Raw genomic sequence first — 25,594 nt, 5'->3', positions numbered from 1 at the left:
CTATGCGACCTGTAGGACGACTTTGTCGAGCACCGTGGCGGCATGCTCGGCCCACTGGGCGTCAGCCTGGTTGAGGGCGGCGGCGAGCGCCTCGACGGCCTGATCGGCGGAGTCCTTGAGGAGGTGCCCGTAGAGGTCGGTAGTGATGGCGAGGTTGGCGTGGCGCAGGGTCTTGGAGGCGACGGCCAGCGGGATGCCGGCGGCGATCATGATGCTGGCCGCGGTGTGGCGCAGGTCGTGAAGGCCGATCTTTGGCAGGTCGAGCTCGGCGGTGCGCTTTCGGAGCTGGTCGAGGACCCACTGCGGGCGCAGGGGCTTGCCGTCCGGACGGGCGAAGACCAGGCCTTCGAGCCGGCCGTCGGGGTGGGCCGTCATCTGCAGGTTTGCCTGGCGATGGAGGGCGGCCATGACTCTGGGGGAGAGGCTGATCCAGGCGCGGCTTGACTCGGTCTTGGGCTCGCCGAGGTGGATCGTGCCGTTGTTGACGGCGGTCAGGGTCCAGCGGACGTAGAGCTGATGGTCCATGAGGTGCACGTCGGACCAGTGCAGGGCGAGGATCTCACCGCGGCGCATGCCGGTGCCGAGCATGACCTCGAACAGGTCGGTGAGCCGGTCCGCGTAGTGCTCCGCGTTGTGCCGCAGGAACGCCGCGGCCTCGTCGGGGGTCCAGCAGACGCGTACGGCGGCGCGGGGCTTGGCGGGCACGGAGTGCTTGGCCGGGTTGTAGCGCAGCCGCCACGTCCGCACCGCGTGGTTCAGGGCGTTGCGCAGCATGGCCACCGCGTGGTGAACGGTGGTGCGCCCGCGGCCGGCGGCAAGCTGCCTGCTTACCCAGGCGTCGATGTGCTTGGGCCGCAGATCGAGGAGCAGCATGCCGCCGAACGCGGGGACCAGGTCGCGCTCGATGCACGCCCGGTAGCCCGTCCAGGTGTTCGGGGCCAGCGCTGGCCGCTTCGACTCCAGCCACTCGTACAGGAACAACCCGACCCGCAGCGTCCGGTCCTCGTACACGCCCCGGTACTCGGCATTCAGCACCCGCGCCATCTCCCGGGCCGCCTCCGCCCGCGTAGCGAACCCGCCCCGCCGCCGAGTACGGCGCCTTCCGTCCTCCGGGGCGAGGTCCACCGCGTACGTCCACCGGCCATGCGTGGCGTCGGCGGCCAGCCGCGGACACCACGAACCCAACTGCTTCCCGCTGCTCCCGTCCGTGCACCCGCACCTGCGGTACACCCTGCCCCGCTTGGGACGCTGCGCCATGGGGTTCCTCCTCGAATCCAGTGGTGATGGCGTGTCCAGAGTTGCGGGTGTGGTGGGTGTGGCGGCAGAGCGTGCGGGGCGGGGCGTGGAGCACTGGCAAGATCGACTGGCCGGGACGCGCGCTGGCGACACGCCGCGAGGGTGATCACGTGGCACGTTCGGTGGGTAGGGCAGCTTGATCGCGCAGCATCCGCTCGCCCGTGGCCGCTGCTCGGAAGAGTGGCCGCGGACCAGGAGAAGGCGTCTGCCGGCCGGTCGTGGGTTGTTGGGCTCGTACAACCTGACGCACGTGCGGTGCGGTGGCGCCGAGCCTCGGAGCGGTCTTTGGAACACGCTATGGCGAGCGCCGGAAATTCTGCGAGCCCGCGTTGAATTTACGGTGCCGGGATTTGCTGGGGCTATTTCCTGGTTGGCTCCCGCCAGGGCCGGATTGATTTCTCTCGGCGGCGATGGAATCCCTTTCCGGGGCGACCTGAGGGAAACGCTGGAACCTGGGCCGGAGTCGCGCTACCCTGGAGGCATGAACGGCATCCGGACCCTCCGTCAAGCCCCTGACCTGGGGACCAGCTGGGGACCACACGTCATGCGCGCTGCCGCACGAGGTGCGCGAAACGTGCTCATCTGCACACGCACGACGTGTGTGCGAGCGCATTTCAGGCAGGAAAAGGGAAACCTCGCCTGACTGGGGGTCAAGGGGTCGCAGGTTCAAATCCTGTCGTCCCGACTGGAGTTCGCTCCATTGTCGCAGGTCAGGGCCTTGTTTCACGAGAGTGGAGCGAGGCCCTTGATCGTTTTCAGGGCCTGCCTCTCACAACTTCTCACATCGGTGATGATCATGGTCAGCCGAGTAGCTCGCCGAGCTTCTCCGAGCCTGCCTTGAGGCTCTGCGGGTCGGGGTGCACGTAGACCCGCTTCGTGAAGCTGAGGTCCGAGTGACCGGCCCAGGCGGAGACCACGGTGTCCGGGACGCCATTGTTGGCCATCCAGGAGAGTGTGGCGTGCCGGGCGTCGTAGAGGCGGACCTTTCGAACGCCGGCGGTCTCCATGAGTTTGTACGCCTCGCGCCGGAGCTTGTCCGTCTTGAGCGGGTTTCCCAGCTCGTCTACGAGAACATATCCGGTGTCGTTGTAGGCGGTTCCGGCCGCGAGTTTCTCCGCCGCCTGGATCGCCTTGAAATTCTTCAGGGCCTTGAGGGCGGGTGCCGGTAGGGGAAGAGTGCGCTTTCCGGCTTCGGTTTTGGTGTCCTTCTCGACGACCTTGTTGCGCGATCCCTTCTCCAGTGTGCGGTCGTAGACGATGGTGCGGGTGTTCTGGACGGCGATCGTGCCGCTTGCGTTGAGGTCGACGTCCTCGTCCCAGCGCGCGCCGCAGACTTCGGCGGGGCGTTCGGCGATGAGCGCCAGCATCATTGCGGCGTGGAGGCGGTGACCCTTGATGGCACCGAGGAACACCTTGACCTCGGCCTCGTGCCACGGGATGTTGTTGGGCTTGTTCGCCTCCGCCTTCTTCTTGGCTTCGCGTGAGATCGTGACGTGCTGGGCGACGTTGCGAACCACCAGGCCGCGGCGTACAGCGAGGTTCAGCGCGGCGCGCAGGCGGCCCAGGGCCAGTCGCACGCTCCTGACCCCGAGTCCGGTGCCGGGCCGCCCGCCGCGACGCCGACCGCTCGTCAGCATCCAGTCCACGAGGGCCTCGATGTCGTCCTCGGTGAGGCTCTGGAGTTCCCTGTGGCCGCTGTGGGCGCGTACCGGCACCATCGCGCTCTCGTAGTTGGACGCGGTCCCTTCCTCGACGTCGCGCGTCGCGCTCTTGAGCCAGATGTCCAGCAGGTCGTTCAGCGTCATCTTGCTCGGGGCCACGAACGCGCCGGTGCCGAGCTCGTGACGTATGCGGGAGAGCTCGGCCAGCGCCTCCTTCTTGGTCTTGAAGGTCCGAGTGAGCTGCTTGCGCTTGCCCTCGGCGGTGACGCCGATGTCCACGACGAGGCGGTAGCGGACGCTGCCGTCCTTGTGGACGATCTTGCGTATGGGTTCCTTCACGTAGCTTCCTTCATTCTCTGTCTTCTGTGCGTACTGCATCCTCGGCCTGATCGACGGCCGAGAGATCGTCGGGGAGCACGGGCGGGACGAGACCCCGCTCACGCATCCGCTTCCGGAAGGAAGCCAGCTCCTTGCGGTCGGCGTCCGCGTACTCCTCATAACCGGCGGCCAGCTCCAGAAGAGCGGCTTTGCGATCCGGAGCCGGTGTGGTGCTCGCGGCCCGGCGCCGCTCCGTTGCCAGTGCTGCGGATGCTCTGGTTGCGGCGGCGAGGTCGGCGTGCGCCCGGAAGGTGTCCAGCACGTCGCGAGCGCTCCCCGGCGGTGCCGGATCTGCGGCCGGCGTCTCCCCGGTGAACCAGGCAAGCGCATCCCAGGTGGAGACCTCCTGGCCAGGCAGAACCTCGACGGTCTCGGCGGCGCCGAGAGGGAACAGCAGGGTGATCGGTGGCACCCTGAGTACGTCTGCGAGGACAGCGAAGTCGGTGAGCGTGATGGTGCTTCGGCGCCCTGATTCCAGGTTCTTGATCGTCTGATCGGTGATCTCCGGCAGGCCGCGAGCGGCGCAGCCGTCCGCGACCGCCGACATCGTGAGGCCGACCGCCTTCCGGGCCTCGCGCATGGACTGTGCTACCCGGGTGGTGAAGGTCGTCGACCAATGCTCTGGGGTCATGGGTGCACTTTACGATCAGAAAAAGTGCTGCCGCAACTCCGTGATACAAACAAACTGCATCACGGCGGCACAACTATCGACATGGAGAGCATCATGGCGGCACCTTCGTGTGCTGGTGGCATGAGCGTGGCTGATCTGCTCGCCCTTCCGGTGGCCATCGACCTCGACACGGCCAATCGAGCCTTGGGGATTGGCCGCTCCACTGGCTACGCGCTCGCTAAGGCTGGCGAGTATCCCGTCAAGGTTCTGCGGCTGGGCAACGCCTACAGGGTGGTCACGGCGGAGCTGCTGTCGCTGCTTGGACTCGGGCGCGCCAGTGGGGCTTTCGCGAGCAGCGGAGAGCCCGTGGGAGGGTGCGCGCACGAGCTGTGCGCATAGTGCGGCTGAGGTCTGCCTGACACGTGACCACCGGACAGGTTGGGGTGGCCGCGCCATGGGCCGCTAGCCAACTCGCCGCTGCCAGCCGCGAGATCGCCTCTCAGGCTAGTCTCAATGCCGTGTAGATAGGGCCTCGGGCGGGTGAGTCAAGTCGCCTGAAATGGGGCGGAGCTCCTGCTAGAACTGTGTCGACCAAGATCACTGTCCGGTAGGAGCTCCGTGGATGCTCAGTCGGTCATCTCTCGTGAGGTTGTGGTTGCCGCTGGGGCGTTCGCGCCCGGCCATCTCGGGGAGTTGACCCGGGTTGTCCCGTTCGAGATGGTCGACGAAGCGTTGACGCAGACCGGCAGGATGCAGGCCCGGGTGAGGGACCTGCCGTCGCGGGTGGTGGTGTATCTGCTGCTGGCCGGGTGCCTGTTCCCGGGGCTGGGCTGGCGGCAGGTATGGCAGCGGCTGACCGCCGGCCTGGACGGCCTGCCGGTCGCCTCTCCGACCGGTGGCGCCATGGCGCAGGCCCGCACACGGTTGGGGGCCGAGCCCCTGCGCTGGCTGTTCGACCTGCTGCGCGGCCCGGCCGCGGGAATCCGCACCCCCGGCGCGTGGTGGCGAGGGTTACTGGTGTGCGCGATCGACGGCACGACGATGGCTGTGCCCGACAGCCCGGCGAACCTGACCGAATACACCAAACACGGCTGCAACAACGGCGGTTCGGGGTATCCGGCACTGCGGTTGCTGGTCCTGGTGTCCTGCGGCACCCGCACGGTCCTGGACGCGGTGTTCGGGCCGACCACCGACGGCGAGACCACCTACGCGCCACGCCTGCTCCGCAGCCTGCGCGAGGGCATGATCGTGCTGCTGGACCGCAACTTCGCCGTGCAGAGCCTGGTGGCCGCTATCGCGACCACCGGCGCGCAGGCGCTGGTCCGGGTGAAGAACGGCCGCCACCTGCCCGTCCTTCACCGCAACCGTGACGGCTCCTACCTGTCCAGACTCGGCACCGTCGCGGTCCGGGTCATCGACTGCGAGATCAGCGTCGCCACGGTCACCGGTCGCCACACCGGCCGCTACCGGCTGGTGACCACCCTGACCGACGACCGGACCCATCCCGCCGCCGAACTGATCACGCTGTATCACCAGCGATGGGAGATCGAGACCGCCTACCTGGAGATCAAGTCCACCGTTCTGGGCGGCCGTGTCCTGCGCGCCCGCACCCCCGCCGGCCTCGACCAGGAGATCTACGCGCTGCTGGTCACCTACCATGTCCTGCGCCTGGCCATGGCCGATGCCACCGAAACGCGCCCCCATGTCGATCCCGACCGGGCCAGCTTCACCATCGCCCTGAACACCGCCCGCGACCTGGTCATCCAGGCCGCGGGCGTCATCGCGGACACCGTCATCGACCTCGTCGGCACCATCGGCCGCCGCATCCTGGCCGACCTCATGCCCGACCGGCGCATCCGCACCCGACCCCGCATCGTCAAACGCGCGATCTCCAAGTACAACGCCAAAGGCACCGTCGACCGGACCAGCTACAAGGCCACCATCAGCATCAACATCCTGACCACACCAGACCCGTGACAGCCGGAGTAGGTCGAGGGAGAGCCTGGAGAGGCTGCACGGGCTGACCTCGTCCTCGTCAGGAGCCGAGAGGGCGCTCACCTCTGCGGCGGGGCTCGGCTGCGCGCTACTCAGGAAGGAGTTCCATGGATCCACGGAGTCGGGCTGGGACCATTGCGTACTCCATCGGCGGCAGCGACGGCACCCGCCTGCATTGTGCCGCTCGCGGCCCGAGAGGGAGTGGGAGCACCGCCGTACCCCGGACGGTCGTCGGCCGGGGCACGGGCGGAAGGGAGTCAGGAGAAGTGCGCCTTGAGCGTCTGCTCCAGCGTGTCGGACGAGCCGCCGGGGAAGTTCACCACCAGACTCCGGTTCAGGTAGAAGGAGAAGGCGGGGGCGCTGCGGACCTTCTTGACCAGCGGGTGGGTGTCGAGCTTGTCGATGTCCACCTTGCAGAACGTCGCGTCAGGGTAGTTGTCGGCCTGCTGCTTGAAGATGGGGGCAATCTGCAGGCTCGGTCCAGCCCACTCGGCGTGGAACATCACTGCGACCTGCGGGTTCGCCAGCAGTTTGTCGAACTCCTCAGCGGTCTGCGGTTCGTTGTAACTCATGGGCCCTCCCGGCGGTTGGCAGTGAACAGTTCGATGGGCCGTCGGCTGACACCTGACGGCCCGTCGGCAAAAGGCTTACCACCCGCCCCGGAGAAGTGGCGTCAACCGCCTCTGTATTCACTTGAATGGGTGACGGCGGTTCCTCCGGCCCTCTCGGTGAGCTGTTTGGAGCACGTGGTGCACCAGGGCGGCGGCCTCCTGGTCCTCGTACGTGCCGTACAGGCCACCAGCACAAGCGAGCCGCCGGTGACCACGGCTTCGCGGTGGCAGGAGTTGCCGGTCCCGTCCTGGACGGTGGCCCGGGCGACGGAGGTGGTGCTGACGGCGGACCGGGCCGCGCCGTTCGGCCGGCGGGGCCCGGCCGGGGGCAGTCGCGGACTACGTCGTTCTACCGGGGCTCCGCTTCCTACGTCAGGCGAACCTGCAGATCAAGCCCCCTCGACAACCCCCATCAGCCCTTAACTTCACGGCCTTGAGGCTAGTCTTGGGATCGTCCGCTCGGCAGAGGCCTCGTCGTCCCGGTGACCCAGTCGCTGTGCTGGATGGAGAGGGCCGTCCTGGTGTCGCCCTTTCGTCGCGGTAGCGGAGTGGGCAGGAGGTCGTCAGACCTATTCACGGCGAACGCTGGGTCGTTAAGTGCCAGGTTCGCCATCCGCTGGAAGTTGCGTCGGTGCTCCGCGAACATGGTGATCCGCTGCTCGAACTCGTCGATTGGGTCCTTCCCGGCCAGAACCCGGTGAGGCAGCGCTGCCACCAGGGAGGTGACGGCGATGTAGCGGAAGAGCCAGTCAGGATCGAGGATCTGGTAGGTCGGCCATGAGCCGATCAAGTACCGCTGGGCCCGGAAGTACGCACTCGGGTAGCTGTCGTCGCCGCAGTCCTCCACCAGGCGTGCTGGCCCGAATGCCAGGATGAAGCAGGCCTCCAGATCGCGTAGGCGCTCGGCTGTGGCGATGTACAGGTCGGCTCGGCGCCCCGAGACCGCCTCGCTGACCGGGAGCTGCGAGATGCTGATGCCGCCCACGGAGTCGGCCTGCACCAGGACCCCGACCCTTCCGCCGGACACCGAATTCCGCACCCGTCCCCCAGGCATACCCGCTCGGCCCTCCGCTCCCCGCGCATGCTGCCACACATCGCCGCTGCCATCTCACAGTCCGCATCTGTGGCGGCAAACAGGACAGACCGCTGAGCGGGCTACTTCCGCTTGCTCTTCGGTTGGCGCTTGGGCTGGACCTGCCTGCCGACCGTGCGCACCGAGGGCTCCGTCGTCTTGGTGAGCGTGGCCGTGGCAGCCTGCAGCACGGTGAGGAGTTTGGCCTTGAGTTCTTCGGCCTGCTCCGGGGTGGTGGCGTCGGCGGGCGTCTCCAGCAGGTGCGTCTTGAGGACGGCCAGCATGTCCCACTCCCAGGGGCCCCGATCACGGGGGCCGGGGATCGGCCGGACGTACTCCTCGTCGTACAGGTCCGCGAGCAACGCAAGGGCGTCAGCGTCGCTGATCTCGTTGATCTGCTCGCGCTCCGGGGCGCCGGAGGCCGTGCTCTCTGCGTAGCGCACCTGCTTGAGCAGGGTCAGCCGCACGGACTGCTGCATCGCCATGCGCCCCCGGCGCCGCCGATCATCCACGCGGCTGCCGTCGCGGCGATGACGGAGTCGACGGCCCCGGCTTCCTCGCCGCCGGAGAGGCCCATCGGCTCGCTGCCTGGGGGCAAGGCCGCCAGCTTCTCCAGAGCGGCGTCGTGGTACTCCGCAGGGGCGAACCGTTCGATCAACGGGCGGGCGCCGTCCACCACGGCCTCGTTGGGCAGCGGGCCGACCTCCTCGATGGCGGTGAAGGCGTCGTTGACGATCCGCAGCGCCTCCGTGACGGCGAACTGGTAACGGGGCCGCGGGTACGGCGTGCGCCCCGGATCGTCGTCCCAGGTGCCGATTCGCTCCACCAGAGCGGCGAAGGTATCGGGCTGCTCGTCGACCAGGGCGATGATGCCGCGCAGTGCCATCGCCGTCCTCGGCGTCGAGGTGGTGGAGCGTGTGGACCAGGTCCAGGTCCTCCTCGCTGATGCCGATGCCGAGTTCCTCTTCGGCTTCCCGGACCATGCCGCGCAGGACGGACTCGCCCTCTTGGAGGTGGCCGGCGGGAACGTGCCAGTAGCCGTCCGCGAAGGCGGCGTTGGTGCGCTGCCCCAGCAGCACCCGCCCGTCCTCGATCAGGACCAGGTGGACTCCCACAACCAGTATGTGGACCATCGGAATTCTTCCTCTCGAAGCGGCGGAGAGCGGACGTGAAGGGCCGCCCGGCCGGATCAGGGCGCGGCGAAGCCGCGATCAGGCAAGTGATCGCTTGTCGTATGTGAGTGCGTCAGCAGGTGTTCCACCGTAGGCGGCTGGGCGGGGCCGCGTCGGCGTGTCGCGTCGGATGACACACGATCCGGTGAACGACCCCAACTCGCATGACCGACGAGGATGTTGCTGATCGCCTCGGACACTGTGTCAGGGACCTCCGGCAACCGCGCCGAGCCCGGCGGGCCGCAGGGTCGGTGAGCGTTGGTCACTGGTGCAGCAGGGCGAGCAGCCGGTTGTGAAGGCGTTCCACGTCGCGGCTGCTGCCCAGGTTCCGGTACTGGTCCTGGCTGGCGGAGTACCAGCTGGCCGCGACCTCGGGCAGCCCGCCGCGTTCGGCGGCCTGTCCGAGGTACTCGATGGCGTGGGCCGTCCAGTGGCGGTGGCCGAGGTGCGCGAACTCCTGTACGGCGATGTTGATGGTCCAGTTCGCGGGGTCGTGCTGGCCGGCGAGAGACTGGGCTTCTCCCAGGAAGACCTTCGCCCTGGCCGCGTTCAGCGGGTCGGGCGGGGTGAGCGATTCGAGGTCGGCGAGGGCCTGTTGGAGTAGGGGGATGCCGAGGTCGGTGTTGCCTTGGCGGGCGGCGGCGGAGCCGAGGAGGATCTCGGCGAGGCCGGCGCCGCGCCGGTCGCCGAGGTCGGCGTAGAGCGTGATGGCTCGGGTGAGCTCGGGTTCGGCGGCGGCGTACTGCCCGGCGTCGTAGAGGGTCGCGCCGATTCCGGCCGTGCACTGGGCGATGCGGCTGCTGTCCTGGTCCTCGGTGGCGAGGGCGCGGCCCTCCTCGTAGAGCCGCAGCGCCTCCTCGCGGGCTCCGGTGCGCTTGTGCGAGATGGCCAGGGTGGTGGTCATCTCGTAGATGGCCAGGCGGTGGCCCCAGAGCCGGGCGAAGCCCAGCCCGAGCGTGTGGCAGGGGACACTCAGGTCGGTGCGCCGCAGGCGGTGGAAGAGAGGCCACAGGTCGTGGACCAGGACGGTGGCCGCCTGGTTCTCGTCGAGTTCGCGGGCGGCAGCGAGGGCCGGCAGGACCGCGGGGGTGATGGCCTCCAGCCATTCCTGCGCGGTGCGGTCGTCGGTGATGGGGAACCGCTCGGCGGGGTGGTGGCGGTGCTGGCGCGGTAGGACCCGGTGGTGAGGGGTGAGGCGCTGGATGGTGTCCTGGGCGGTGGCGATCAGGTGGTCGAGGTAGCACTGCACTACGCGCTGGCGGGTGTCGGTCGGGCTGCGGATCAGCTCCCGGACCTCGGGGCGGATGCGGTAGACGTCGCCGCGCACGCTCTGGCGGCCGGTGTGCTCCAGCAGTTGTCGGGCCGCGAGTTCGTGCAGCAGGTTCAGGGTCTGGGCGGCGGGGGTGGCGGTGGCGGCGGCCACGGCGAGGTGGTCGAGGTCGGGCGCGGGGACCAGGGCGGCGAGCCGCAGCAGGCGTGCTTCGGGTTCGGGCAGTGAGGTGAGCGCGAGCGCGGTGGTCATCGGGACGATCTCCACGTCTGTTGCGGCGAGGGCTGGGTGGTGGACGAGCGGTCGCGTGGGGGCGAGGACGGCCTCGCTGGCGGCCAGGCCGAGGGCCAACGGGTTGCCCCCGCAGGTGCGGGCGAGGGCTTCGGCGGCGCCCGGCTCCGCGCTCACCCGGTCCTCGCCGAGGATGCGAGCGAGCAGCCGGACGGCGTGGGCGGGCGTGAGCGGGGCCAGATGGTGGTGGTGCGCTCCGTGGGCGGCGAGCGCGGGCATCGGCGCGCGGCTGGTGACGACGACCAGGCAGTCGGCGGTGGCGGGGACCAGCGGCAGGACCTGGTCGGCGCTGGTAGCGTCCTCCAGCGTCACGAGCAGCCGCCGGGTCGCCGCGATGGAGCGCCACAGCGCCTGCAAGTCGGCGTCCTGCCAGGGAAGATGCCCTCTTTCGCCTTCGCCGAGGCCGAGCAGCAGGGACCGGGCGATCTGGGCAGCCGGGGCCGGACCGCCGACGCTGCTGGCGCGCAGACGGACGAGGAGTTGTCCGTCCGGGTACCGCTCGGTGTGCCGGTGGCCCCAGCGAGTGGCGAGGGTGCGTTTGCCGATCCCGCAGGCCCCGGTGATCACGATCACCGGGGCGGTGCCTTCCGGCAGGCCGGTGAGCAGCCCGTCCAGGGCGGCCTCGTCATGCTCGCGGTCGGTGAACACTCGGGTGACCGCGGTGAGTTGTCGGGGAACCGGTCGCGGCGGCGCGGCGGGGTGGAAGTGGACGTCGCGGACTTGGCCGGTCTGGACGACGGGGCCGCTCCGGGTGCCGGTGATGCGGTTGGACACGGACGGCAGGGGGGCGGTCATCAGCGGCATTCCTGCCGCACGCCCGCGACCGTGAGCGTGCCCTGTTCCCGCTCGGGGGGCGCCCCGGCGGGCTGGGTGCGCTGGGCCGGCAGGTAGGCGGTGCCGCAGGCGGTCAGTCGCATGGCGGCGTCGACCAGGGCGAGGTGGGTGAAGGCTTGCGGGTAGTTGCCGACCTGGCGCCCCAGCCGGGGGTCCCATTCCTCGGCGAGCAGGCCGAGGTCGTTGCGCAGCGCGAGCAGCCGGTCGAACAGTTCGCGGGCCTCCTGCACTCGGCCGATCATGGCGAGGTCGTCGGCCAGCCAGAACGAGCAGGCCAGGAAGGCGCCCTCGTGGCCGGAGAGCCCGTCCACATTGTTTCCGGACTCGTCGTGGGTGGGGTAGCGCAGGACGAAGCCGTCCTCGGTGGACAGTTCGCGCTGGATCGCCTCGACGGTGGCGATGACGCGCTTGTCGTCGGCGGGAAGGAATCCGACGGCGGGGATGAGCAGCAGCGAGGCGTCCAGTTCCCGGCTGCCGTAGTACTGGGTGAACACGCCGCGCTCGGGGTCGATGCCGTGGGCGCAGACGTCGGTGTGGATCTCCTCGCGCATCGCGCGCAGGTGTGCCACGGCCCGGCCGGTGCCGGGGCGCCGGGCCAGGAGGGTGGCGGCCCGGTCGAAGAAGAGCCAGCTCATGACCTTGGAGTGGGTGAAGTGCCGGCGTGGGCCGCGGACTTCCCAGATCCCCTCGTCGGGCTCGCGCCAGCGCCGCTTCAGCTGGTCGGCGAGCGCGAGCAGCAGTTCGTCGGCGTCCCGGTCGCGGGGCAAGCCGGCGTCGTCGGCCAGCAGCAGGGCGTCCGCCAGTTCGCCGTAGACGTCGAGTTGCAGCTGGCCGGCGGCGCCGTTGCCGATCCGCACCGGCCGGGAGCTCTCGTAGCCGGGCAGGTGGTGTAGGACCTCCTCGTCGGTGTCCGTCGTGCCGGAGAGCCGGTAGAGCGCCCGCAGGTTGGAGGGGTCCAGGCAGCTGGTGAGCCAGTCCCTCCACGCCCCGGCCTCCTGGACGAAGCCCAGCCGCAGCAGGGAGGAGACGGTGAGCGCGGAGTCACGCGGCCAGGTGAAGCGGTAGTCCCAGTTGCGTTCGCCACCGATCTGTTCGGGCAGGGAGGTGGTGGGGGCGGCGATGATCCCGCCGTGTATGTGGCACATGGCCTTGAGGGTGATGGCGGAGCGCACCACGGCCTCGCGGTCCGGCCCGGTGTAGGTGCAGCCGGAGGACCACGCGTGCCAGAACGCGAGGGTGTGGCCGAGGGCGCGGTGGGCGTCGGGCGCGGTGGGCGCGGGGTGGCGGGCCTCCTGCCAGGTGAGGACGAGGGCGACGCGCTGTCCGGCGGCGACCGGGAAGTCCGCGAGGCAGGTGCCGTGACGCCCGGGGCTGTGACGCGGGCCGCCCTGCAGCCAGTACGCGTCGGTGCCGCTGACGGCGCCGACGGTGCCGAGTTGGGCCTGGCCGTGCTTCTCGGCACGCCGGATCGCGGGCTGGTGAGCCCCGTATCCGGGGCGGGGCCGGAACTCCGAGGCGACGCGGACCTCCCCGGACAGACCCTCGATGATGCGGATGACCTCGGCGGGCGCGTGGTCGGTGTCGTCGGGCGCGGGCATGAAGTCGATGACCCGGATGGATCCCTCAGGGGTATCCCATTCCTGTTCCAGGACGAGGGAGTCGCCCCGGTATCGGCGCCGGGTGCTCGCCGCAGGCGGCGCGCCGTCGTACCCGGCGGGGCCGACGCGCCAGAAGCCGTGCTCCTCACTGCCGAGCAACGCGGCGAACACCGCCGGCGAGTCGAACCGGGGCAGACACAACCAGTTGAGCGACCCGTCACGGGTCACCAGGGCCGCGCTGCGCATGTTGCCGATCAGGGCGTGGTCCTCGATCAGCGGGGCCGACATTGGGCTGGAGAGCATCAGGTTCCTGTCGTGGGCGGGGGTATGCGGCCGGTGGAGCTGGGTTGTTGGCGCGTGTTCTGGGCGGCGTCGGCCTGCGCGTGCTCCATGGCGGGTCCGGCGGCGTCGGCGACGACCTGTTCGGCGCCGGGGCGGGCACGGGCGGAGCCTTCAGCGGGCTCGGCGTCGGCGGTCGGTCTCAATGCCGGCTGGTGGCCGGGGCGCTGAGGTGGTCGAGGGCTGCGCGCACGGTGGCGGCGAGGTCGGTGGCGACGGCCAGCCCAGGTGTTGTACCGAGCAGTTCGGCGTGGACGAACCGCTGGAGGCGGTCTTCCAGATCGCAGCCGACGACCAGCGAGGTGCGGGAGCGGTGGAGGAAACGCTGCTGGACGTCGCGCACGTGCTGCGCGCCGTGCGGGCACCACAGGAGGACGGCGCCGAGGCGTCGCAGGTTGTGTTCCTGCCAGCCGGACGGTGCTTCCGTCTCGGAGTCGGGTTGGGGGTTGAGGACGGTACCGGTGAAGCCGGCCACGTTCAGGAGGGCGACGGCGTCGGCCTGCCAGCCGGGACGGCCGGCCCCCGCCCCGGCCAGATACAGCGACAGTCCGCCATCGGGGGTGTACTGCCGGGGGTACTCGACCAGCCTCACCGCGCACCACCGGATTCGGCGGGGTCCGGCCGGCCGAGCAGGAGGACCATGACGACGGCGTGGGTGCGGCTGCGGGCTCTCACGGCGGTGACGGCTCGGGTGATGACGCTGCCGATGGTGTCCTGGTTGATGCCAACCAGGCGTGCGACGGTGCGGACTTCGTGGGTGGCGAGCAGGGTGAAAACCTGAAGCATGCGCGGGGGAAGGCCGGGGAGCTTGTCGGGCAGCGCGGCGCGCAGCTCAGTGGTGTCGAGCAGCCCGGTGGTGATGAGGTCGGCGATGGTGCGGGTGCGGTCGCTGCGGCCGTGGCGGTGCATCAGCCTGGACATGGTGTTGGAAGCCCTAGCGATGGAGCAGCCGAGTTCCTTGGCGGCGCTTTCGTAGGTGTGTCCGAGGGCGATCAACTGGGCGAGGGCGTGTTCGTATTCGTTCAGCCCGGTGACGGCCGTGGCGGACCTGCTGAGGACTCCGGTGCGGCTGAGCAGTACCCGGCGTGCACCGCTGGCCCCCGCCTCGGGGGGCGCGGGGTTGGTGGTGATGACCAGACAGCTGTCCACCGACAGTCCGAGAGCGTGGGCTGCGGCGCGGTAGGGGTTGGCTCCCCGTTCGCGCTGCTCGGCGGTGGACACGGATGCGGACCACACGTTGGGGACGCGCTGTGTGATGAGCATGCCGGTCAGTTGCAGGCCGAGGCGTTCGGCGACCAGGGCGCACGGGACCGCCATGGAGCCGGCGCGCATCAGCAGCCGCAGTAGTGGTGCGGGGACGCCGGTGGGCACGGGGGTACCTGTGGCCAGGAGGACGGGGGAGGCCCCGGACAGACGGGTGACCGGTAGGTCGTCGAGCGTGCGGGAGTCGACGAGGATGCCTGCGCGGTTGATCAGGTGGCGGTCCAGGTCACGGGCGGCCAGACCGTCGGTGGAGGGTGGCGGAGTGCTCAATCTTCTTCTCTGTGGTCGAAGGGGTGCGGCCCGGGCCCGAACGGCCGCCATGGGTCGGTGCGGTGGTGGCGCGGGTGCTCAGTCGGCCGGGCGCGGCGGCTCCTCCGGGGAGGGGTCGGTGCGGCGTTTCGGCGTGGAGCGCGAGGCGAGCAGGCGGTCGGCGACGGCCAGGGTGGCGAAGCCGACGAGGGCGAAGACCGCCAGGTAGAGCGGCTGGGCGAGCTGGGCGCGGTGCTGGACGAGGAAGAGGGCGGCGGCCCCGACCTGGACTCCGAGAAGGAAGCAGACCAGCCCGATCGCGGCCCGGCCACTCGTGTGGGGAGCGTTCACGCGGCCTGCGTGCGGGGTGCGGCGGCGCGCTCCAGAGGTTCGGCGGGCCAGGACGGGTCGATGTCGCTGAGCAGCACCAGGCCGGACAGGACCGCGGCGATGCTCGCCTGCACCTGGGTGCGCACACCCAGCCAGGCACGCAAGTCCTTGCCGTAGCTGCGCACGGTGGTGGTCGCGACGTCGAAGCCCGCCGCGAGCTCCGGGGCGGTGCGCCCGCCGACCCAACCCACCAGGACACGGTGGAGGCGCCGGGGGAGCCGGATATCGGCGGTGAGCGCGGCGCAGGTCTGCGCGGTGTCGGTGATGACGCGGTGCGCGGTGCCCCAGGCGACGAGCTGGGGACCGGTGCGGGTGCCGGTGACCGCGAGCAGCTCCTTGACGGCAGCGTCGACCTCGGCGCGCTCCCACGGGAGGTCCGGGTCGGCGGCGATCGTGCGGGCGGTGGATTCGGTGGCGATGTGTCCGAGCAGGCGGACCTGCTGCCCGGTCAGGGTGTGGGCGGGGAGGGTGGTCATGGTGGTGTCTCCGGTGGTCGGCGGGCGGTTCACGGGCGGTCGGCGCCCGGGGCGCCGGTCGGGGTGAGGCGGTCCAGCACGCGGGGCCCGAGCCGTTCGGCCTGGCCGGTTCCGACGACCAGCACGAGGTCGCCCTCGGTGGCCATCTCGACGATCCGTTGCTCGGGGCCGGGTTGGTACGGGCCGGAGCGCACGCGGTGGACCGCCCCGTCTCCGAGGACGCGGACGGCGGCCCGCTCGACGGCGTCCAGCGGGTCGGGCCCGTCGTGTCCGGACAGCGGGGTGGCGACCGGCAGGAGCAGTGCTAGGTCGGCGTCGCCGAGGGCGGCGCCGAGTTCGTCGGCGTGGGCGCTGGTGCGGGCGATGCCGTCAGGCTCCAGGGCGACGATCACGTTCCCCTCGGTGAGCATCCGGGCGGCCGTGACGTCCTGGGCGATCTCGCGCGGGTGCCGGGCGCGGGAGTCCGCCATGGTGATGCCGCACTGTGTGCCGAGCATGGCGAGCGAGCGAGTGACGCCGCGGAAGGCGGCGAGGCGCGTCGCCACGGTCTGCGGGTCCTCGCCTGCGACGAGGGCGGTGGCGATGGCGGCGCACGCCGCGAGGGCGTGGTGGCGGCCGATGACTGCAACGGTGAACTGGTGCTGCACGCCCTGGTATCTGAGGGTGAGGAGGTGCTCGCCGCCGAGCCACCGGGGTGTGAGGACCCACACGTCGGCGCTCTCGTCGAGGCCGACGGTCACCACCGCCACGTTGGGGTCGGGCCGGTCCGTGAGTCTCTCGTGCACGATGGTGGCGCCCTTGTCCCACAGCGGCAGCACCACGGTGGTGGACGACCGGGCGAGGTTGGTGGCGGCGTTCAGGGCCTCGATGGTGTCCTCGAAGTGCGGCGCGTTCCTGGAGGCGGTGGTGATCAGCGTTACCGAGGGTTGCGGGCGCCGGTGCGGGTTCGCGGTGCTGGGACGGTAGTTGTTCCAGGACCTGAGGGGAGCGGACTCGTGGGTGGTGGTGTCCGGGCACAGGTCCACCACCAGCCGCCGGTCGCCGCCGTGCCCCGGTGTGCGGTTCTGGGAGGGGGCGTTGAGGATCCAGCCGGTGCGTCCGTCGTTCAGCGCGGCGGCGAGCACTGCTGCTGCCGTCGCGGTGTCGTGGCTGCCGCTGACGACCACCAGCTGCGGGCCGAAGCCCGCCGTCAGCGAGGCGAGCGCGTGCGCGCGTGCGAGCACCGGCAGCTTCAGCTCCTGGTTGAGTTCGGGGTGCGGAGCGGCCACTACCCCCGACCACACGACACAGGTCCGGTCCTCGCGTACGTTGCGCGCGTCGAAACCGACCACCACGCCGACCCCGGCCTCACGCAACCGGGTGGCAGCGGCGCCGTCCTGGTCGGCGGGCTCGATGCTGCCGGTGACGTCCAGGCCGTGGGAGACCAGCCACAGCGCCAGGCCCTCCATACCGGGCTTCGCCGCATCGACGAGGTGTGCCCGGGCCAGCACGTCGGGCCGGTCAGGGGTGGGCTTCGCGTCGCCGTTCGGGCGAGGGCGGGCGGCGGTGTCCACGGTCTCCATGGGGTCCTCCAGCAGGTGAGGGTGAGGGGTGGGGTTGGACCGGGCCGGTCGCGGGCAGGGGGTGTGGCGCCGCGACCGGCCCGGGGCTCATGCCTGGGTGAGACCGCGCTCCAGCTCGGCGTCGGTGACGCGGGCGGCGTGGTGGTCCAGGTCCAGGCGGGCGACGCGGGCTAGGTGCGCGACGACCGGCTCGTCGAGCAGTTCGCCGGCCAGTGCGCTGGTCTCGAAGGCGGCGAGTGCCTCGGCCAGGCACTGCGGCACGAGCAGCGCCTCACGGTTCAGGTAGGCGTCGCCGCGGGTGACGGGCGGGGGCTTGAGGCTGGCCTCGACGCCGTGTCGGATACCGGCCAGGACGGCCGCCAGCGTGAGCATCGGGTTGGCGTCCGCGCCGGGCAGCCGCACCTCCAGCCGCAGGCTGCGGCCGTGGCCGACCAGGCGCACCGCGCACGATCTGTTGTCCCGGCCCCAGGCGAAGCGGGCCGGAGCGAACGAGTGCGGCTGCAGGCGCTTGTAGCTGTTCACATATGGTGCCCACAGCGGGGCGGTATCCGGCAGCACGGTCAGCAGCCCGGCCACCGCCTGCTCGCCCAGCTCTGACAGCACGGTCCCGTCCTGCGGGTCGGCGGCCAGGACAGGCCGGCCGTCGACGTCGTGCAGCGAGACGTGCAGGTGCATGCCGCTGCCGACCCCGGTGGACGGGGCCGCCATGAACGACGCCGCCATGCCCCGCTGATCCGCCGTTGTCTTCGCGGCGTGTTTGAACAGCACGTGCTGCTCGCACATAGCCGTCACCTCGCCGTACGGGAAGGTGACCTCCAGTTGGCCCGCGGCACCCTCGCCCTTGACCGCCTCGACCGGGAGGCCTGCCCCGGCGAGGACCTGCCGCAGCCTCCTGCTGAACTCCCGGACCGGCGTCGGCAGGTCGAGCGCGTAGTCGCGGTTGTCCCACACGGCGGGGCGAAGCCCGCGCCAGCCGGCCGCTGTCGCGTCCCGGGCGGTGCCCGAGTAGAGCACGAACTCGGTCTCGATCCCGACCATCGCCGTCAGGCCGACACCGGCGAGGCGCTGCTGCTGCTTGGCCAGCACGGTGACGGGGGCGAGCGGGTGCGGCCACCCCTCGCTGACCGGATCGGCGAGCACCGCCGCGGTGGACGGTAGCCACGGCAGGACGCGGGCGCGCAGGGTATCGGGCAGCAGCCCGATGTCGCCGAACCCGGACTCCCACGAGAACGACCCGGCGTGCGGGGCTGTCATCCCGAGGTCGGTGCCGATCACGTACCCGCACATCTCCGGGGCAAGACGGCCCGACCGCAGCCGGTCCACCAGCCAGGCCGCGTCGTACTCCTTGCCCTTGAGACGGCCCTGCACATCGACGGCCGCAAGCAGCACCGTCTCGATCCCGAAGTCGGCCACCAGCCGGTGCAACAGTCCGGTGGGCGAAGCCGCCACCGGCGAGCTGCCGGCCCCACAGTACCGGGCTGCCCGCATCGCCGTCTTCGGATGCCCCGAGCGGCGGCTGGTCACACGACCTCCTCGGTCAGCTCCACCAGCTCGGCCGACTGCTGGACCGGCGGCGCGTACGAGCGTCCCGCCCGGAGCCACCACACCCACGCCAGCACCATCACCGCCAGGAGCGCGACGGGAGCGTAGTTGAAGGTGTCGACGGTCACCGGGTAGCTCTGCGGCAGGCACACCAGCACGCTCACCACGGCCACCCAGCCCACCGCGATCCACCCGATCAGCGGCCCCCGGCGGCCCAGATTCCATGGCCCGGGCCGGAACTTCCGGCCCCTGCGAAGCCGCAGGTAGATCGGCACCGCGTACGCCGGCGTCATCCCCACGACGTTCACGGCGGTCACCGCCCCGTACGCGGTGGCGCTGTACAGCGACGGCAGCGCGAGCACCAGTGCCGCCCCCACCGACAGCCACACCCCGGCCACCGGCGTCCCGGTGCGCTCCGACACCCGGCTCCACAGGCCCGAGGCGGGGAGCGCGCCGTCCCGGGAGAACGCGAAGGCCATCCGCGCTGACGCCGCCGTCTCCGCATTGCCGCAGAACACCTGCGCCACGATCACCACCACGAGGAGCACCTTCGCCCCGGTCGTTCCGAGCGCGTCGGCGAAAACCTGCGCCGGGGGCACGCCGGTGGGCGAGTTGAGGACGCCGGAGTAGTCCTGGATGGCGAACAGCATGCCGGCCAGCAGGACGGTGCCGGCGATCCAGCTCACCCAGATCGAGCGGACGATCCCGCGAGGCGCCGACACCGACGCCTTGGTGGTCTCCTCGGCCATGTGCGCGCTCGCGTCGTAGCCCGAGAAGGTGTACTGGGCCAGCAACAAGCCGATGCAGGAGACATAAATCGGGTTGCTCCAGCCGGTGTTGTTGACGAAGTGCCCGACGACCCAGCTGGCGTCCTGGTGCTGGGTGGGCACGATCGCCAGCGCCCCGACGATCAGCACGACGCCGCCAATGTGCCACCACACCGAGACGCTATTGAGGAAGGCGACCCGCCGCACGTTCGGCAGGTTCAGCAGCGCGTGGAGCAGCAGGACGGCCGTGAAGATCGCGAACAGGCCGCCAGGGGTCGGCTCGTAGCCGAACTGCAGGTTGAGGAAGGCCCCGATGAAGCTGGCGGCGCCGTAGTCGATGCCGCAGATTCCGCCGACCAGCCCGAGCAGGTTGAGCCAGCCGACCAGCCAGCCCCAGCGCGGGCCGCCGAGCTGGTGCGCCATGAAGTACAGGCCGCCGGAGGTCGGGTAAGCCGAGGTGACCTCGGCGAGCGCCAGGCCGACGAAGAGGACCATTGCCCCGACGCCGATCCAGCCCCAGAACATCACCGTCGGCCCGCCGGTGTTCAGGCCGAACGCGAACATCGTCATGCAGCCGGACAGGATGCTGATGACGGAGAACGCGCTGGCGAAGTTGCCGAATTCGCCCATCCTCCTGCTCAGTTTGGGTTCGTAGCCGAGTTGGCGAAGCCGTTCCTCGTCGGTCGGCGGTGCGGCGTGGGCGGGGGACATCGAGGTCGACCTCCGTGCGGGGAAGAAGGTGGGCAGGGGTGGGATTGATCAGGCCAGGGCGGTCGCGCGGCCGGCGAGGGCCTGCTGGCGCGCGGTCAGCAGCAGACTCTCGGCCTGCTCCGGCGAATTGGCGACCAGGCTCCATGGGACCCGGGACGCGAACTGGCCGAGCATGGTGAACACCTCGACGGCGGCGGCCATCCGGGCCGATGCCCACAGCGCGTGGGTCAGGTAGCTGAGATCGACAACCGGCCACGACCCGGGCTCCGACGCGGACCAGCTCTCGTACGCGCGCTGAGCACGGGAGAAATGGGGCTCCCGAAGCCATTGCCGGAGCACGGCCGCGTTCCGCCTTGGCTCGTTGCGGTAGTGCTCAACTGACAGGTACAGCGGCAGGACGGCGAGCGGCGAGCCGGCCGAAGCCTTCGACATGGCGAGGTGAACGAAGTCGGCAGCCGCTGGCCGGTAGGCCTGGAGCCAGTAGCGGAGCACTCGGTGATGGGCCTCCCGATTGCCCGGATCACGCGTGAGCGCCTCGTCGAGCAGCCCCCACGGCCCGAGCGGCAGCATCGGATCCGATGAGCGGCACCGGTGCTCGGGGCGGGACTTGGACCGGTCCAGCATGGCCAGGGCGAGAAGGCACACCCACGGAACAGGGTCGGAGGGCACCGCCTCGGCGGCGGCCCGGCACGATTCCCGCGCCGCTCGCTCCAGGTGGCCGGCTGCGGGGGAACCGGCCTCGGCTGCTGCCAGGGCGTGCTCGACCATCACCCGGGTCCGCAGGATGGCCAGTCCCGGGTCGCCCGGATCCTCACGCGCCCAGTCGGTGAGCACCGTAGACCGGGCCGCGACCAGCGCCAGCACCTGCGTCCGTGACGTCCGAAGGCCAAGGTTCTGTGCCGTGGTGGCCAGCAATCGCTGTGTCGACAGCCAGCGACCGGCCCGCAGATCGTCCACCGCAGTCCGGAGCGCATCGTCTAGGCCGGCCGGGTGGTACGCCGGCGGAGCCGGAGACACGGCGATCATGGGATCGTCCTTCCAGGCATGGACATGGCAAATGTTTGTCGAGTTCTGGGCGCCGATCGATCCAGCTGCCCACCGGGCCCTGCGCGGAGCCCACTGGGCGCCAGCGTTCAGACGGAGGGTGGTGGGAGGCTGTGTGTGGCGCTTACGCGACTCCGGCACCGGGAGGCCGAGCCGAGAAGTCACCGTTCTGTGCGGGTCATACGGAACCAGGCGACAATGGCGTTGCAACAGGGCAGATTTGTTGCATCGTGTGGCATCCATGCGGGAAACCTGGCCGTGAGCTGCGGCCTTTAGAGCGACAACGTACTGGAGTGCATGATGAAGCTGTTCGCCCAGTGGCGTCGGGCGGCGGGCTGGACCCAGGAGGCGCTGGCGGAGCATCTCGCTGTCGACCGTTCGACGGTGCACCGCTGGGAGGCCGGCAAGGCGGCCCCGCGACCGTGGCAGCTCCCGGCACTCAGCGAGGCCATCAAACGTGCTCCCGCAGAACTCGAAGCCTTGTTCGACGGACAGCTCGACGAGAGGCCGACGAAGGCCAGGTCCGGCGATCACGCCGGAGGCTCGCTTGATGAACTACGGATCGTGTATCTGGACCTTGAGCGGCGGTACGACCGTGTGCCGTCCTCAAGCCTGCTCGCTGAGGCCGGCCAGCACTTCGCCCTGCTCGACCAGATGGCCTGCCAGTTTGGCGATGGCCCGCAGAAGCGTGACGTGCTGACCGTCCAAGCCGAAACGGCCACCCTGATGGGGAAGTTGGTCTGGGACGCCTCGCAACGACGCGACCACATCGGCGCCCGCAAGTGCTATTCCCAGGCCGCCACCCTCGCCCGACGTCTTCAGAATCCCGTTCTAGAGAGCCATGCACTCCTGCGGTCGAGTTACGTCGATCTGTACGGCACCACCGACGCGCCGACCGGACTCGCGCTCGCCGAAGCCGCAGCCAGACGGGCGGGGCCGGTCAGCCCGGCTCTCGCCGGCCTGGCACTCCTGCATGCCGGTGAAGCGCACGCCATGCTGGGAGACAGGGAAGAGTGCGAGAAAAGCATCGGCCTCGCCCAGGAACTGCTGGCGCACGGCGACACCGGGCCCGCCGCAGACCTCGTCTCTCCGGACCAGTTCCGCCGTCTCGCCGGTTCCTGCTATCTCGAACTCGGCCAACTCCGGCGAGCTCAGACTGAGTTGGAGACCGTCGCCGGGAGCCTGGGGCGTCGACAGAAGTCGCGGACGATCGTGTTGGGGAACCTAGCCCTGGCCCTCATCCGCCAGCGGGAAGTCGACGGCGCCCTGGAGGTACTCGACCAAGCGGTCGACGAACTCGAACAGACTCGTGGTGGCGGGGGAATGAACCGAGTGTTCGCCGCAGCCCGGGAGCTGAAACCCTGGCGGCGGGAGGTCCAGGTCTTGGAGCTCAACGACCGGCTGCTGTCCCTGATGGCAGCGCCCTGACCAAAGAAGGAGACGATGCAGCTGTGACCGCGAGCCGGGAACGAGACAAGGCCGCACTGCGCGAGCGCGTCTGGACCGAGCTGGACGCTGCCTTGGCGGTTCAGGACGACACGGCGCACGGCAGGATTCCGGCCTTTCACGGCGCCGAAGAGGCAGCCGGACGCCTCGCCGACCTGCTGGCATGGCGAGCAGCCGAGATCGTCAAGGCGGTGCCGGACACCGCGCAGGAGCCCGTCCGCGCCCTTGCCCTGGCGCAGGGGAAAATCGTCTACATGGCCGTTCCCCGGCTGGCGGCACAGGCGCCCTTCTACGTCCTTGACCCTGCGCGCCTCACCGTCCCTCCCGCGGTGGCCGCGAGCCGCCGAGAGGTGCCGAACCTCACCCACGCCGTGGACGTCGACGAGCTGGCGCCGGTCGACATCGTCGTCCTGGGCAGCGTCGCGGTCGACCGGACCGGCGCCCGGATAGGCAAGGGTGCCGGATACTCGGACATTGAGGCCGCCCTCCTGACCGAGGCCGGGCTGATCAGCGAGAAGACGGTGTTCGTCACCACGGTGCACCGCCTCCAAGTGGTGGACGTGGTGCCGACGGAGGCCCACGACGTCAAGGTCGATCTGATCGTCACGCCGGAGACGGTGATCCCGTGCCCTGGGCCGCGCACTCCCGCCCGGATCCGGTGGGAGGATCTTCCGGAGGAGAAGATCGCTGCGATTCCGGCGCTCGCCAAGCGCTGGGCAGAGCGCAGTTGAACATCGTGAGCGATGGCTGAGCGAACGCCAGGGCGATCGGAGCCGGCGGTCAGCGAGTGTCGTTACTGACCACCGGCACGGCTTGCTCAGGCCAACTCCTCCTTGGGGGCGTAGCGCAGGAGAACGACGTCGCCCACCGCCTCGGTGCCGAGGAGGCGCATCCGGCGCGTGCTTCCGCCGGGGTAGTCGGCCGGGTAGAGGAAGCGGGGCGCATCGGCGTCGCCGACGAGCAGAGGTGCGACGGCGAGGTGGATCTCGTCGACCAGGCCCTGGGAGAGGAACTGGGTATGGATCTGTCCGCCGCCCTCGACCATGAGCCGCTCGACGCCGCGGGCGGCGAGGTCGTCGAGCAGGGCACCGAAGTCGACGCTCTCGCCGGTGCTGACGACATCGGCCAGACCGCTGAGTTCCTCGCGGAGCTTGGCGGAGGCGGAGTCGGTGGTGTAGATGACCTTCTTGTCCCCGAAGTGCCAGAACTTGAGGTTCCGGCTCAGGTCACCGCTGGCGCTGATGGTCACCTTGAGCGGGTACTCCGGCTTGCCGGCCGCCACGCGGTCGGCACGGCGCTTCTCGTTGTTCACGAGCAACCGGGGATTGTCGCTGCGCAGGGTGTTGCCGCCGATGAGGATGGCGTCGGACTCAGCCCGGACCTGGTCGACACGGTCGAAGTCGGCCGAATTCGACAGCAGAAGACGTTCGGGCGAGGCGTCGTCGATGTGGCCGTCGACGGAGGTGGCGACGCTGAGCAGGACGAAGGGGCGGGTGGCCATCGTGGTCCGTTCTCTCGGTGGTGCTGGGTACTTTGATGATCAGACTTCATGAAGGAGATGGCTGTCGAGGGCTTCCCGGAACCGGTCGACCTCGGGAACGCCCCGGCATCGTTGTAGCAGTCCATCGAGCGTGGCCAGCTCGGTGAGAATCCGGGCGGAGCCGGTCGCTACGGCGATGGCGAGCGCCGCCTCGCCCGTTGCGGCTGCATGTTCCGGGCCGTTGGCAGCGAGCTGGGAGATGGCCGAGCGGGCGAGGTAGACGCCGCGGTCGCGGCGGAAGTTGGGGGGCAGGGAGCGGATCGCCCGCTCAAAGCCGGCCACCGCTTCGTGGTGGTGTCCGAGCAGAGACAGCGATCGAGCGCGCTGGGCCTCCACGTACGCGGCGTCGAGCCATCTGCCGCGCCCGATCGGAGCTTCGGACGGGTCGGCGATCAGCGCGAGCGCGCGGTCGAAGGTGTGCTGGGCGGTCAGCTCGTCACCGAGGAGCGCGTGCCCGTGAGCACCGTAGACCGCACCCATGGCGCTCAGTCGGCTTCCGGGACGGGCCAGACGCTCGGCGTAGTCGGCGAGGTCGACGGCGTCGGCGGATTCCCTCATGTCGCCTGCCAGTTGGGCCTTCCTGGCCGTGATGTAGGCGGTCAGGTCGTGGTCGCCGCAGGCGCTCGCCCAGTCGGTTGCGCGGCCGGCCCAGTACTGGGCGGCGCGGTGGTCGCCGCCGTCCTGATGGAGCCAACTGCAGAACTCCGCGTACTCGGCGAGAACTTGCAGCAGGGCTTGCCGGTCGTGACCGGTGGCCTCCCGGCGGAGGTGCTGGATCAGTTGGATGTGTTCCTGGGCGGTGGCGACCACCTCGCGAGGGCCGAGGATGTTGTCGCACTCCACCAGGGACCTGCGCAGCGACCGAAGGCTCTCGACCGGGTGAAGTTCAGGGGCCAGCACGGGAGGCAGGGCCTGGACGTTGGGCATGGCGAGGCCGGACAAGCGCGTGACACCGGATGTCGCCGATACGCCATGGGACAGCGCCTGGCGCGGCATGGTCACGAAGATGATCCGCCCGTCGGCCGCCCGGCACCCGACCCGGACGCCGCCGTCCATGAGAGCCATCGTGGCGGTTCCAGCCGTCATGGAAGTGCCCGTGCCACCCAACCCGTGCGCCTCGGGCCGGCGAGGGGCCTCATACGGATTGCTGGTGGCCGGGGTAGTTCCAACGGCTGGCCGGATGGGGCCGGGATTTCGCAGGGCTGCGACGAGTTCGTCCGGGGTCATCCGCAGAAGGTCGGACAGCTTCGCCATCTGCCAGGGCTGTGGCGAGGACTTGCCCCGCTCCCACCGGCCCACGGTCGATCGGTCGACGGCCATGGCCTCGGCCAGCGATTCCTGGGTGAACCCGGCTGCCACGCGAAGTGCGACGAGCCGCTCGCGCCGCTCCCCCATCACCTGTCCCCTCAGCGTGCTGTGCCGATCCTGACTGTGAAGTCACCTGCTCAGCGCCTGGTTTCCCACACGGATGCCCCAT

General features: G+C 70.2%; 24 protein-coding genes and 2 pseudogenes. 4 read left to right on the top strand and 22 right to left on the bottom strand.

Annotation, left to right across the window (positions count from 1 at the left end; genetic code table 11):
• The 4 genes and pseudogenes from ACIQVZ_RS13690 to ACIQVZ_RS13675 all read right to left on the bottom strand — a co-directional run bounded on the left by ACIQVZ_RS13690 (window position 1) and on the right by ACIQVZ_RS13675 (window position 3,966).
• On the bottom strand, window positions 1-1,035 hold the full coding sequence (locus ACIQVZ_RS13690) for a tyrosine-type recombinase/integrase (RefSeq protein ID WP_402449849.1): 1,035 nt from the start codon (window positions 1,033-1,035) through the stop codon (window positions 1-3).
• A gap of 3 nt (window positions 1,036-1,038) precedes the next feature.
• Window positions 1,039-1,257: pseudogene (locus ACIQVZ_RS13685) on the bottom strand (Arm DNA-binding domain-containing protein); the annotation flags it as partial.
• An 839-nt stretch (window positions 1,258-2,096) separates the two neighbouring features.
• Window positions 2,097-3,296, bottom strand: coding sequence for a tyrosine-type recombinase/integrase (locus tag ACIQVZ_RS13680; RefSeq protein WP_402449737.1), 1,200 nt, complete (start codon window positions 3,294-3,296; stop codon window positions 2,097-2,099).
• Window positions 3,297-3,306: 10 nt separating this feature from the next.
• On the bottom strand, window positions 3,307-3,966 hold the full coding sequence (locus tag ACIQVZ_RS13675; protein WP_402449735.1) for a helix-turn-helix domain-containing protein: 660 nt from the start codon (window positions 3,964-3,966) through the stop codon (window positions 3,307-3,309).
• A gap of 93 nt (window positions 3,967-4,059) precedes the next feature.
• Here ACIQVZ_RS13675 and ACIQVZ_RS13670 point away from each other — a divergent pair, with 93 nt between their 5' ends.
• Together ACIQVZ_RS13670 and ACIQVZ_RS13665 are read left to right on the top strand one after the other, a co-directional pair.
• On the top strand, window positions 4,060-4,344 hold the full coding sequence (locus tag ACIQVZ_RS13670; protein ID WP_402449847.1) for an integrase: 285 nt from the start codon (window positions 4,060-4,062) through the stop codon (window positions 4,342-4,344).
• Window positions 4,345-4,563: 219 nt separating this feature from the next.
• Window positions 4,564-5,922 (top strand): IS4 family transposase, encoded by a 1,359-nt coding sequence (locus tag ACIQVZ_RS13665; RefSeq protein ID WP_402449733.1) that lies wholly within the window; start codon window positions 4,564-4,566, stop codon window positions 5,920-5,922.
• 275 nt (window positions 5,923-6,197) lie between these two features.
• Here ACIQVZ_RS13665 and ACIQVZ_RS13660 read toward each other — a convergent pair whose 3' ends face one another.
• From ACIQVZ_RS13660 to ACIQVZ_RS13585, 16 genes and pseudogenes are all read right to left on the bottom strand, one after another.
• Window positions 6,198-6,512 carry a thioredoxin domain-containing protein gene (locus ACIQVZ_RS13660; RefSeq protein WP_402449732.1) on the bottom strand — a complete coding sequence of 105 codons (315 nt, stop codon included), beginning with the start codon at window positions 6,510-6,512 and terminating at the stop codon, window positions 6,198-6,200.
• Window positions 6,513-6,990: 478 nt separating this feature from the next.
• Complete coding sequence (locus tag ACIQVZ_RS13655) at window positions 6,991-7,551, bottom strand: hypothetical protein (protein WP_402449731.1); 561 nt, start codon at window positions 7,549-7,551, stop codon at window positions 6,991-6,993.
• A gap of 155 nt (window positions 7,552-7,706) precedes the next feature.
• Window positions 7,707-8,102 carry a hypothetical protein gene (locus tag ACIQVZ_RS13650; protein WP_402449865.1) on the bottom strand — a complete coding sequence of 132 codons (396 nt, stop codon included), beginning with the start codon at window positions 8,100-8,102 and terminating at the stop codon, window positions 7,707-7,709.
• Entirely contained in the window at window positions 8,081-8,509 is a 429-nt protein-coding gene (locus ACIQVZ_RS13645; protein ID WP_402449863.1) for a hypothetical protein, read from the bottom strand. Before ACIQVZ_RS13645 ends, ACIQVZ_RS13650 begins: the two co-directional genes overlap by 22 nt.
• Window positions 8,510-8,546: 37 nt before the next feature.
• A pseudogene (locus tag ACIQVZ_RS13640) lies at window positions 8,547-8,756 on the bottom strand (NUDIX domain-containing protein); the annotation flags it as partial.
• Between the two features lie 301 nt (window positions 8,757-9,057).
• A complete protein-coding gene (locus ACIQVZ_RS13635) occupies window positions 9,058-11,151 on the bottom strand; it encodes an NB-ARC domain-containing protein (protein ID WP_402449729.1) in 2,094 nt (697 codons plus the stop codon).
• Complete coding sequence (locus ACIQVZ_RS13630; protein WP_402449726.1) at window positions 11,151-13,091, bottom strand: glycoside hydrolase family 15 protein; 1,941 nt, start codon at window positions 13,089-13,091, stop codon at window positions 11,151-11,153. Before ACIQVZ_RS13630 ends, ACIQVZ_RS13635 begins: the two co-directional genes overlap by 1 nt.
• A complete protein-coding gene (locus ACIQVZ_RS13625; RefSeq protein WP_402449724.1) occupies window positions 13,091-13,273 on the bottom strand; it encodes a hypothetical protein in 183 nt (60 codons plus the stop codon). The genes ACIQVZ_RS13630 and ACIQVZ_RS13625 overlap by 1 nt, the downstream gene beginning before the upstream one ends.
• Window positions 13,270-13,719: a hypothetical protein gene (locus ACIQVZ_RS13620; protein WP_402449721.1), complete on the bottom strand. Its 450-nt coding sequence runs from the start codon at window positions 13,717-13,719 to the stop codon at window positions 13,270-13,272. The genes ACIQVZ_RS13625 and ACIQVZ_RS13620 overlap by 4 nt, the downstream gene beginning before the upstream one ends.
• Window positions 13,716-14,660, bottom strand: a complete 945-nt coding sequence (locus ACIQVZ_RS13615) for a hypothetical protein (protein WP_402449717.1) — start codon at window positions 14,658-14,660, stop codon at window positions 13,716-13,718. Before ACIQVZ_RS13615 ends, ACIQVZ_RS13620 begins: the two co-directional genes overlap by 4 nt.
• A gap of 78 nt (window positions 14,661-14,738) precedes the next feature.
• On the bottom strand, window positions 14,739-14,990 hold the full coding sequence (locus tag ACIQVZ_RS13610) for a hypothetical protein (protein WP_402449714.1): 252 nt from the start codon (window positions 14,988-14,990) through the stop codon (window positions 14,739-14,741).
• On the bottom strand, window positions 14,987-15,505 hold the full coding sequence (locus tag ACIQVZ_RS13605; protein WP_402449711.1) for a hypothetical protein: 519 nt from the start codon (window positions 15,503-15,505) through the stop codon (window positions 14,987-14,989). The genes ACIQVZ_RS13610 and ACIQVZ_RS13605 overlap by 4 nt, the downstream gene beginning before the upstream one ends.
• Before the next feature lie 29 nt (window positions 15,506-15,534).
• A complete protein-coding gene (locus ACIQVZ_RS13600; RefSeq protein ID WP_402449710.1) occupies window positions 15,535-17,067 on the bottom strand; it encodes a Mur ligase domain-containing protein in 1,533 nt (510 codons plus the stop codon).
• Between the two features lie 87 nt (window positions 17,068-17,154).
• Window positions 17,155-18,591, bottom strand: a complete 1,437-nt coding sequence (locus ACIQVZ_RS13595; protein ID WP_402449708.1) for a glutamine synthetase family protein — start codon at window positions 18,589-18,591, stop codon at window positions 17,155-17,157.
• Window positions 18,588-20,087 carry an amino acid permease gene (locus ACIQVZ_RS13590; RefSeq protein WP_402449705.1) on the bottom strand — a complete coding sequence of 500 codons (1,500 nt, stop codon included), beginning with the start codon at window positions 20,085-20,087 and terminating at the stop codon, window positions 18,588-18,590. The genes ACIQVZ_RS13595 and ACIQVZ_RS13590 overlap by 4 nt, the downstream gene beginning before the upstream one ends.
• A gap of 48 nt (window positions 20,088-20,135) precedes the next feature.
• Window positions 20,136-21,113 (bottom strand): hypothetical protein, encoded by a 978-nt coding sequence (locus ACIQVZ_RS13585; protein ID WP_402449703.1) that lies wholly within the window; start codon window positions 21,111-21,113, stop codon window positions 20,136-20,138.
• Window positions 21,114-21,428: 315 nt separating this feature from the next.
• On the opposite strand from ACIQVZ_RS13585, the gene ACIQVZ_RS13580 reads away from it, so the two are divergent.
• Together ACIQVZ_RS13580 and ACIQVZ_RS13575 are read left to right on the top strand one after the other, a co-directional pair.
• Window positions 21,429-22,559 (top strand): helix-turn-helix transcriptional regulator, encoded by a 1,131-nt coding sequence (locus ACIQVZ_RS13580; RefSeq protein WP_402449701.1) that lies wholly within the window; start codon window positions 21,429-21,431, stop codon window positions 22,557-22,559.
• Between the two features lie 23 nt (window positions 22,560-22,582).
• A complete protein-coding gene (locus ACIQVZ_RS13575) occupies window positions 22,583-23,308 on the top strand; it encodes a 5-formyltetrahydrofolate cyclo-ligase (protein ID WP_402449698.1) in 726 nt (241 codons plus the stop codon).
• Between the two features lie 86 nt (window positions 23,309-23,394).
• Here the strand turns inward: ACIQVZ_RS13575 and ACIQVZ_RS13570 are convergent, their stop codons facing one another.
• Both ACIQVZ_RS13570 and ACIQVZ_RS13565 read right to left on the bottom strand, forming a co-directional pair.
• Window positions 23,395-24,078 (bottom strand): RibD family protein, encoded by a 684-nt coding sequence (locus ACIQVZ_RS13570; RefSeq protein ID WP_402449696.1) that lies wholly within the window; start codon window positions 24,076-24,078, stop codon window positions 23,395-23,397.
• Window positions 24,079-24,117: 39 nt separating this feature from the next.
• Window positions 24,118-25,512, bottom strand: a complete 1,395-nt coding sequence (locus tag ACIQVZ_RS13565) for a helix-turn-helix transcriptional regulator (protein WP_402449695.1) — start codon at window positions 25,510-25,512, stop codon at window positions 24,118-24,120.
• Between the last annotated feature and the right edge of the window lie 82 nt (window positions 25,513-25,594).

Origin of the sequence: Kitasatospora sp. NPDC098663, assembly GCF_044760075.1 — a bacterium.
GTDB lineage: Bacteria > Actinomycetota > Actinomycetes > Streptomycetales > Streptomycetaceae > Kitasatospora.
The sequence above is the reverse complement of the archived record's forward strand: the minus strand, read 5'-3'. Positions and strand labels throughout refer to the sequence as shown.

Coding starts and splice junctions, on each gene's coding strand:
- ACIQVZ_RS13675 (WP_402449735.1), bottom strand. CDS start 3,966: ATGACCCCAGAGCATTGGTCGACGACCTTCACCACCCGGGTAGCACAG.
- ACIQVZ_RS13670 (WP_402449847.1), top strand. CDS start 4,060: ATGGCGGCACCTTCGTGTGCTGGTGGCATGAGCGTGGCTGATCTGCTC.
- ACIQVZ_RS13660 (WP_402449732.1), bottom strand. CDS start 6,512: ATGAGTTACAACGAACCGCAGACCGCTGAGGAGTTCGACAAACTGCTG.
- ACIQVZ_RS13650 (WP_402449865.1), bottom strand. CDS start 8,102: ATGCAGCAGTCCGTGCGGCTGACCCTGCTCAAGCAGGTGCGCTACGCA.
- ACIQVZ_RS13645 (WP_402449863.1), bottom strand. CDS start 8,509: ATGGCACTGCGCGGCATCATCGCCCTGGTCGACGAGCAGCCCGATACC.
- ACIQVZ_RS13635 (WP_402449729.1), bottom strand. CDS start 11,151: ATGACCGCCCCCCTGCCGTCCGTGTCCAACCGCATCACCGGCACCCGG.
- ACIQVZ_RS13630 (WP_402449726.1), bottom strand. CDS start 13,091: ATGCTCTCCAGCCCAATGTCGGCCCCGCTGATCGAGGACCACGCCCTG.
- ACIQVZ_RS13605 (WP_402449711.1), bottom strand. CDS start 15,505: ATGACCACCCTCCCCGCCCACACCCTGACCGGGCAGCAGGTCCGCCTG.
- ACIQVZ_RS13600 (WP_402449710.1), bottom strand. CDS start 17,067: ATGGAGACCGTGGACACCGCCGCCCGCCCTCGCCCGAACGGCGACGCG.
- ACIQVZ_RS13590 (WP_402449705.1), bottom strand. CDS start 20,087: ATGTCCCCCGCCCACGCCGCACCGCCGACCGACGAGGAACGGCTTCGC.
- ACIQVZ_RS13585 (WP_402449703.1), bottom strand. CDS start 21,113: ATGATCGCCGTGTCTCCGGCTCCGCCGGCGTACCACCCGGCCGGCCTA.
- ACIQVZ_RS13580 (WP_402449701.1), top strand. CDS start 21,429: ATGATGAAGCTGTTCGCCCAGTGGCGTCGGGCGGCGGGCTGGACCCAG.
- ACIQVZ_RS13570 (WP_402449696.1), bottom strand. CDS start 24,078: ATGGCCACCCGCCCCTTCGTCCTGCTCAGCGTCGCCACCTCCGTCGAC.
- ACIQVZ_RS13565 (WP_402449695.1), bottom strand. CDS start 25,512: ATGGGGGAGCGGCGCGAGCGGCTCGTCGCACTTCGCGTGGCAGCCGGG.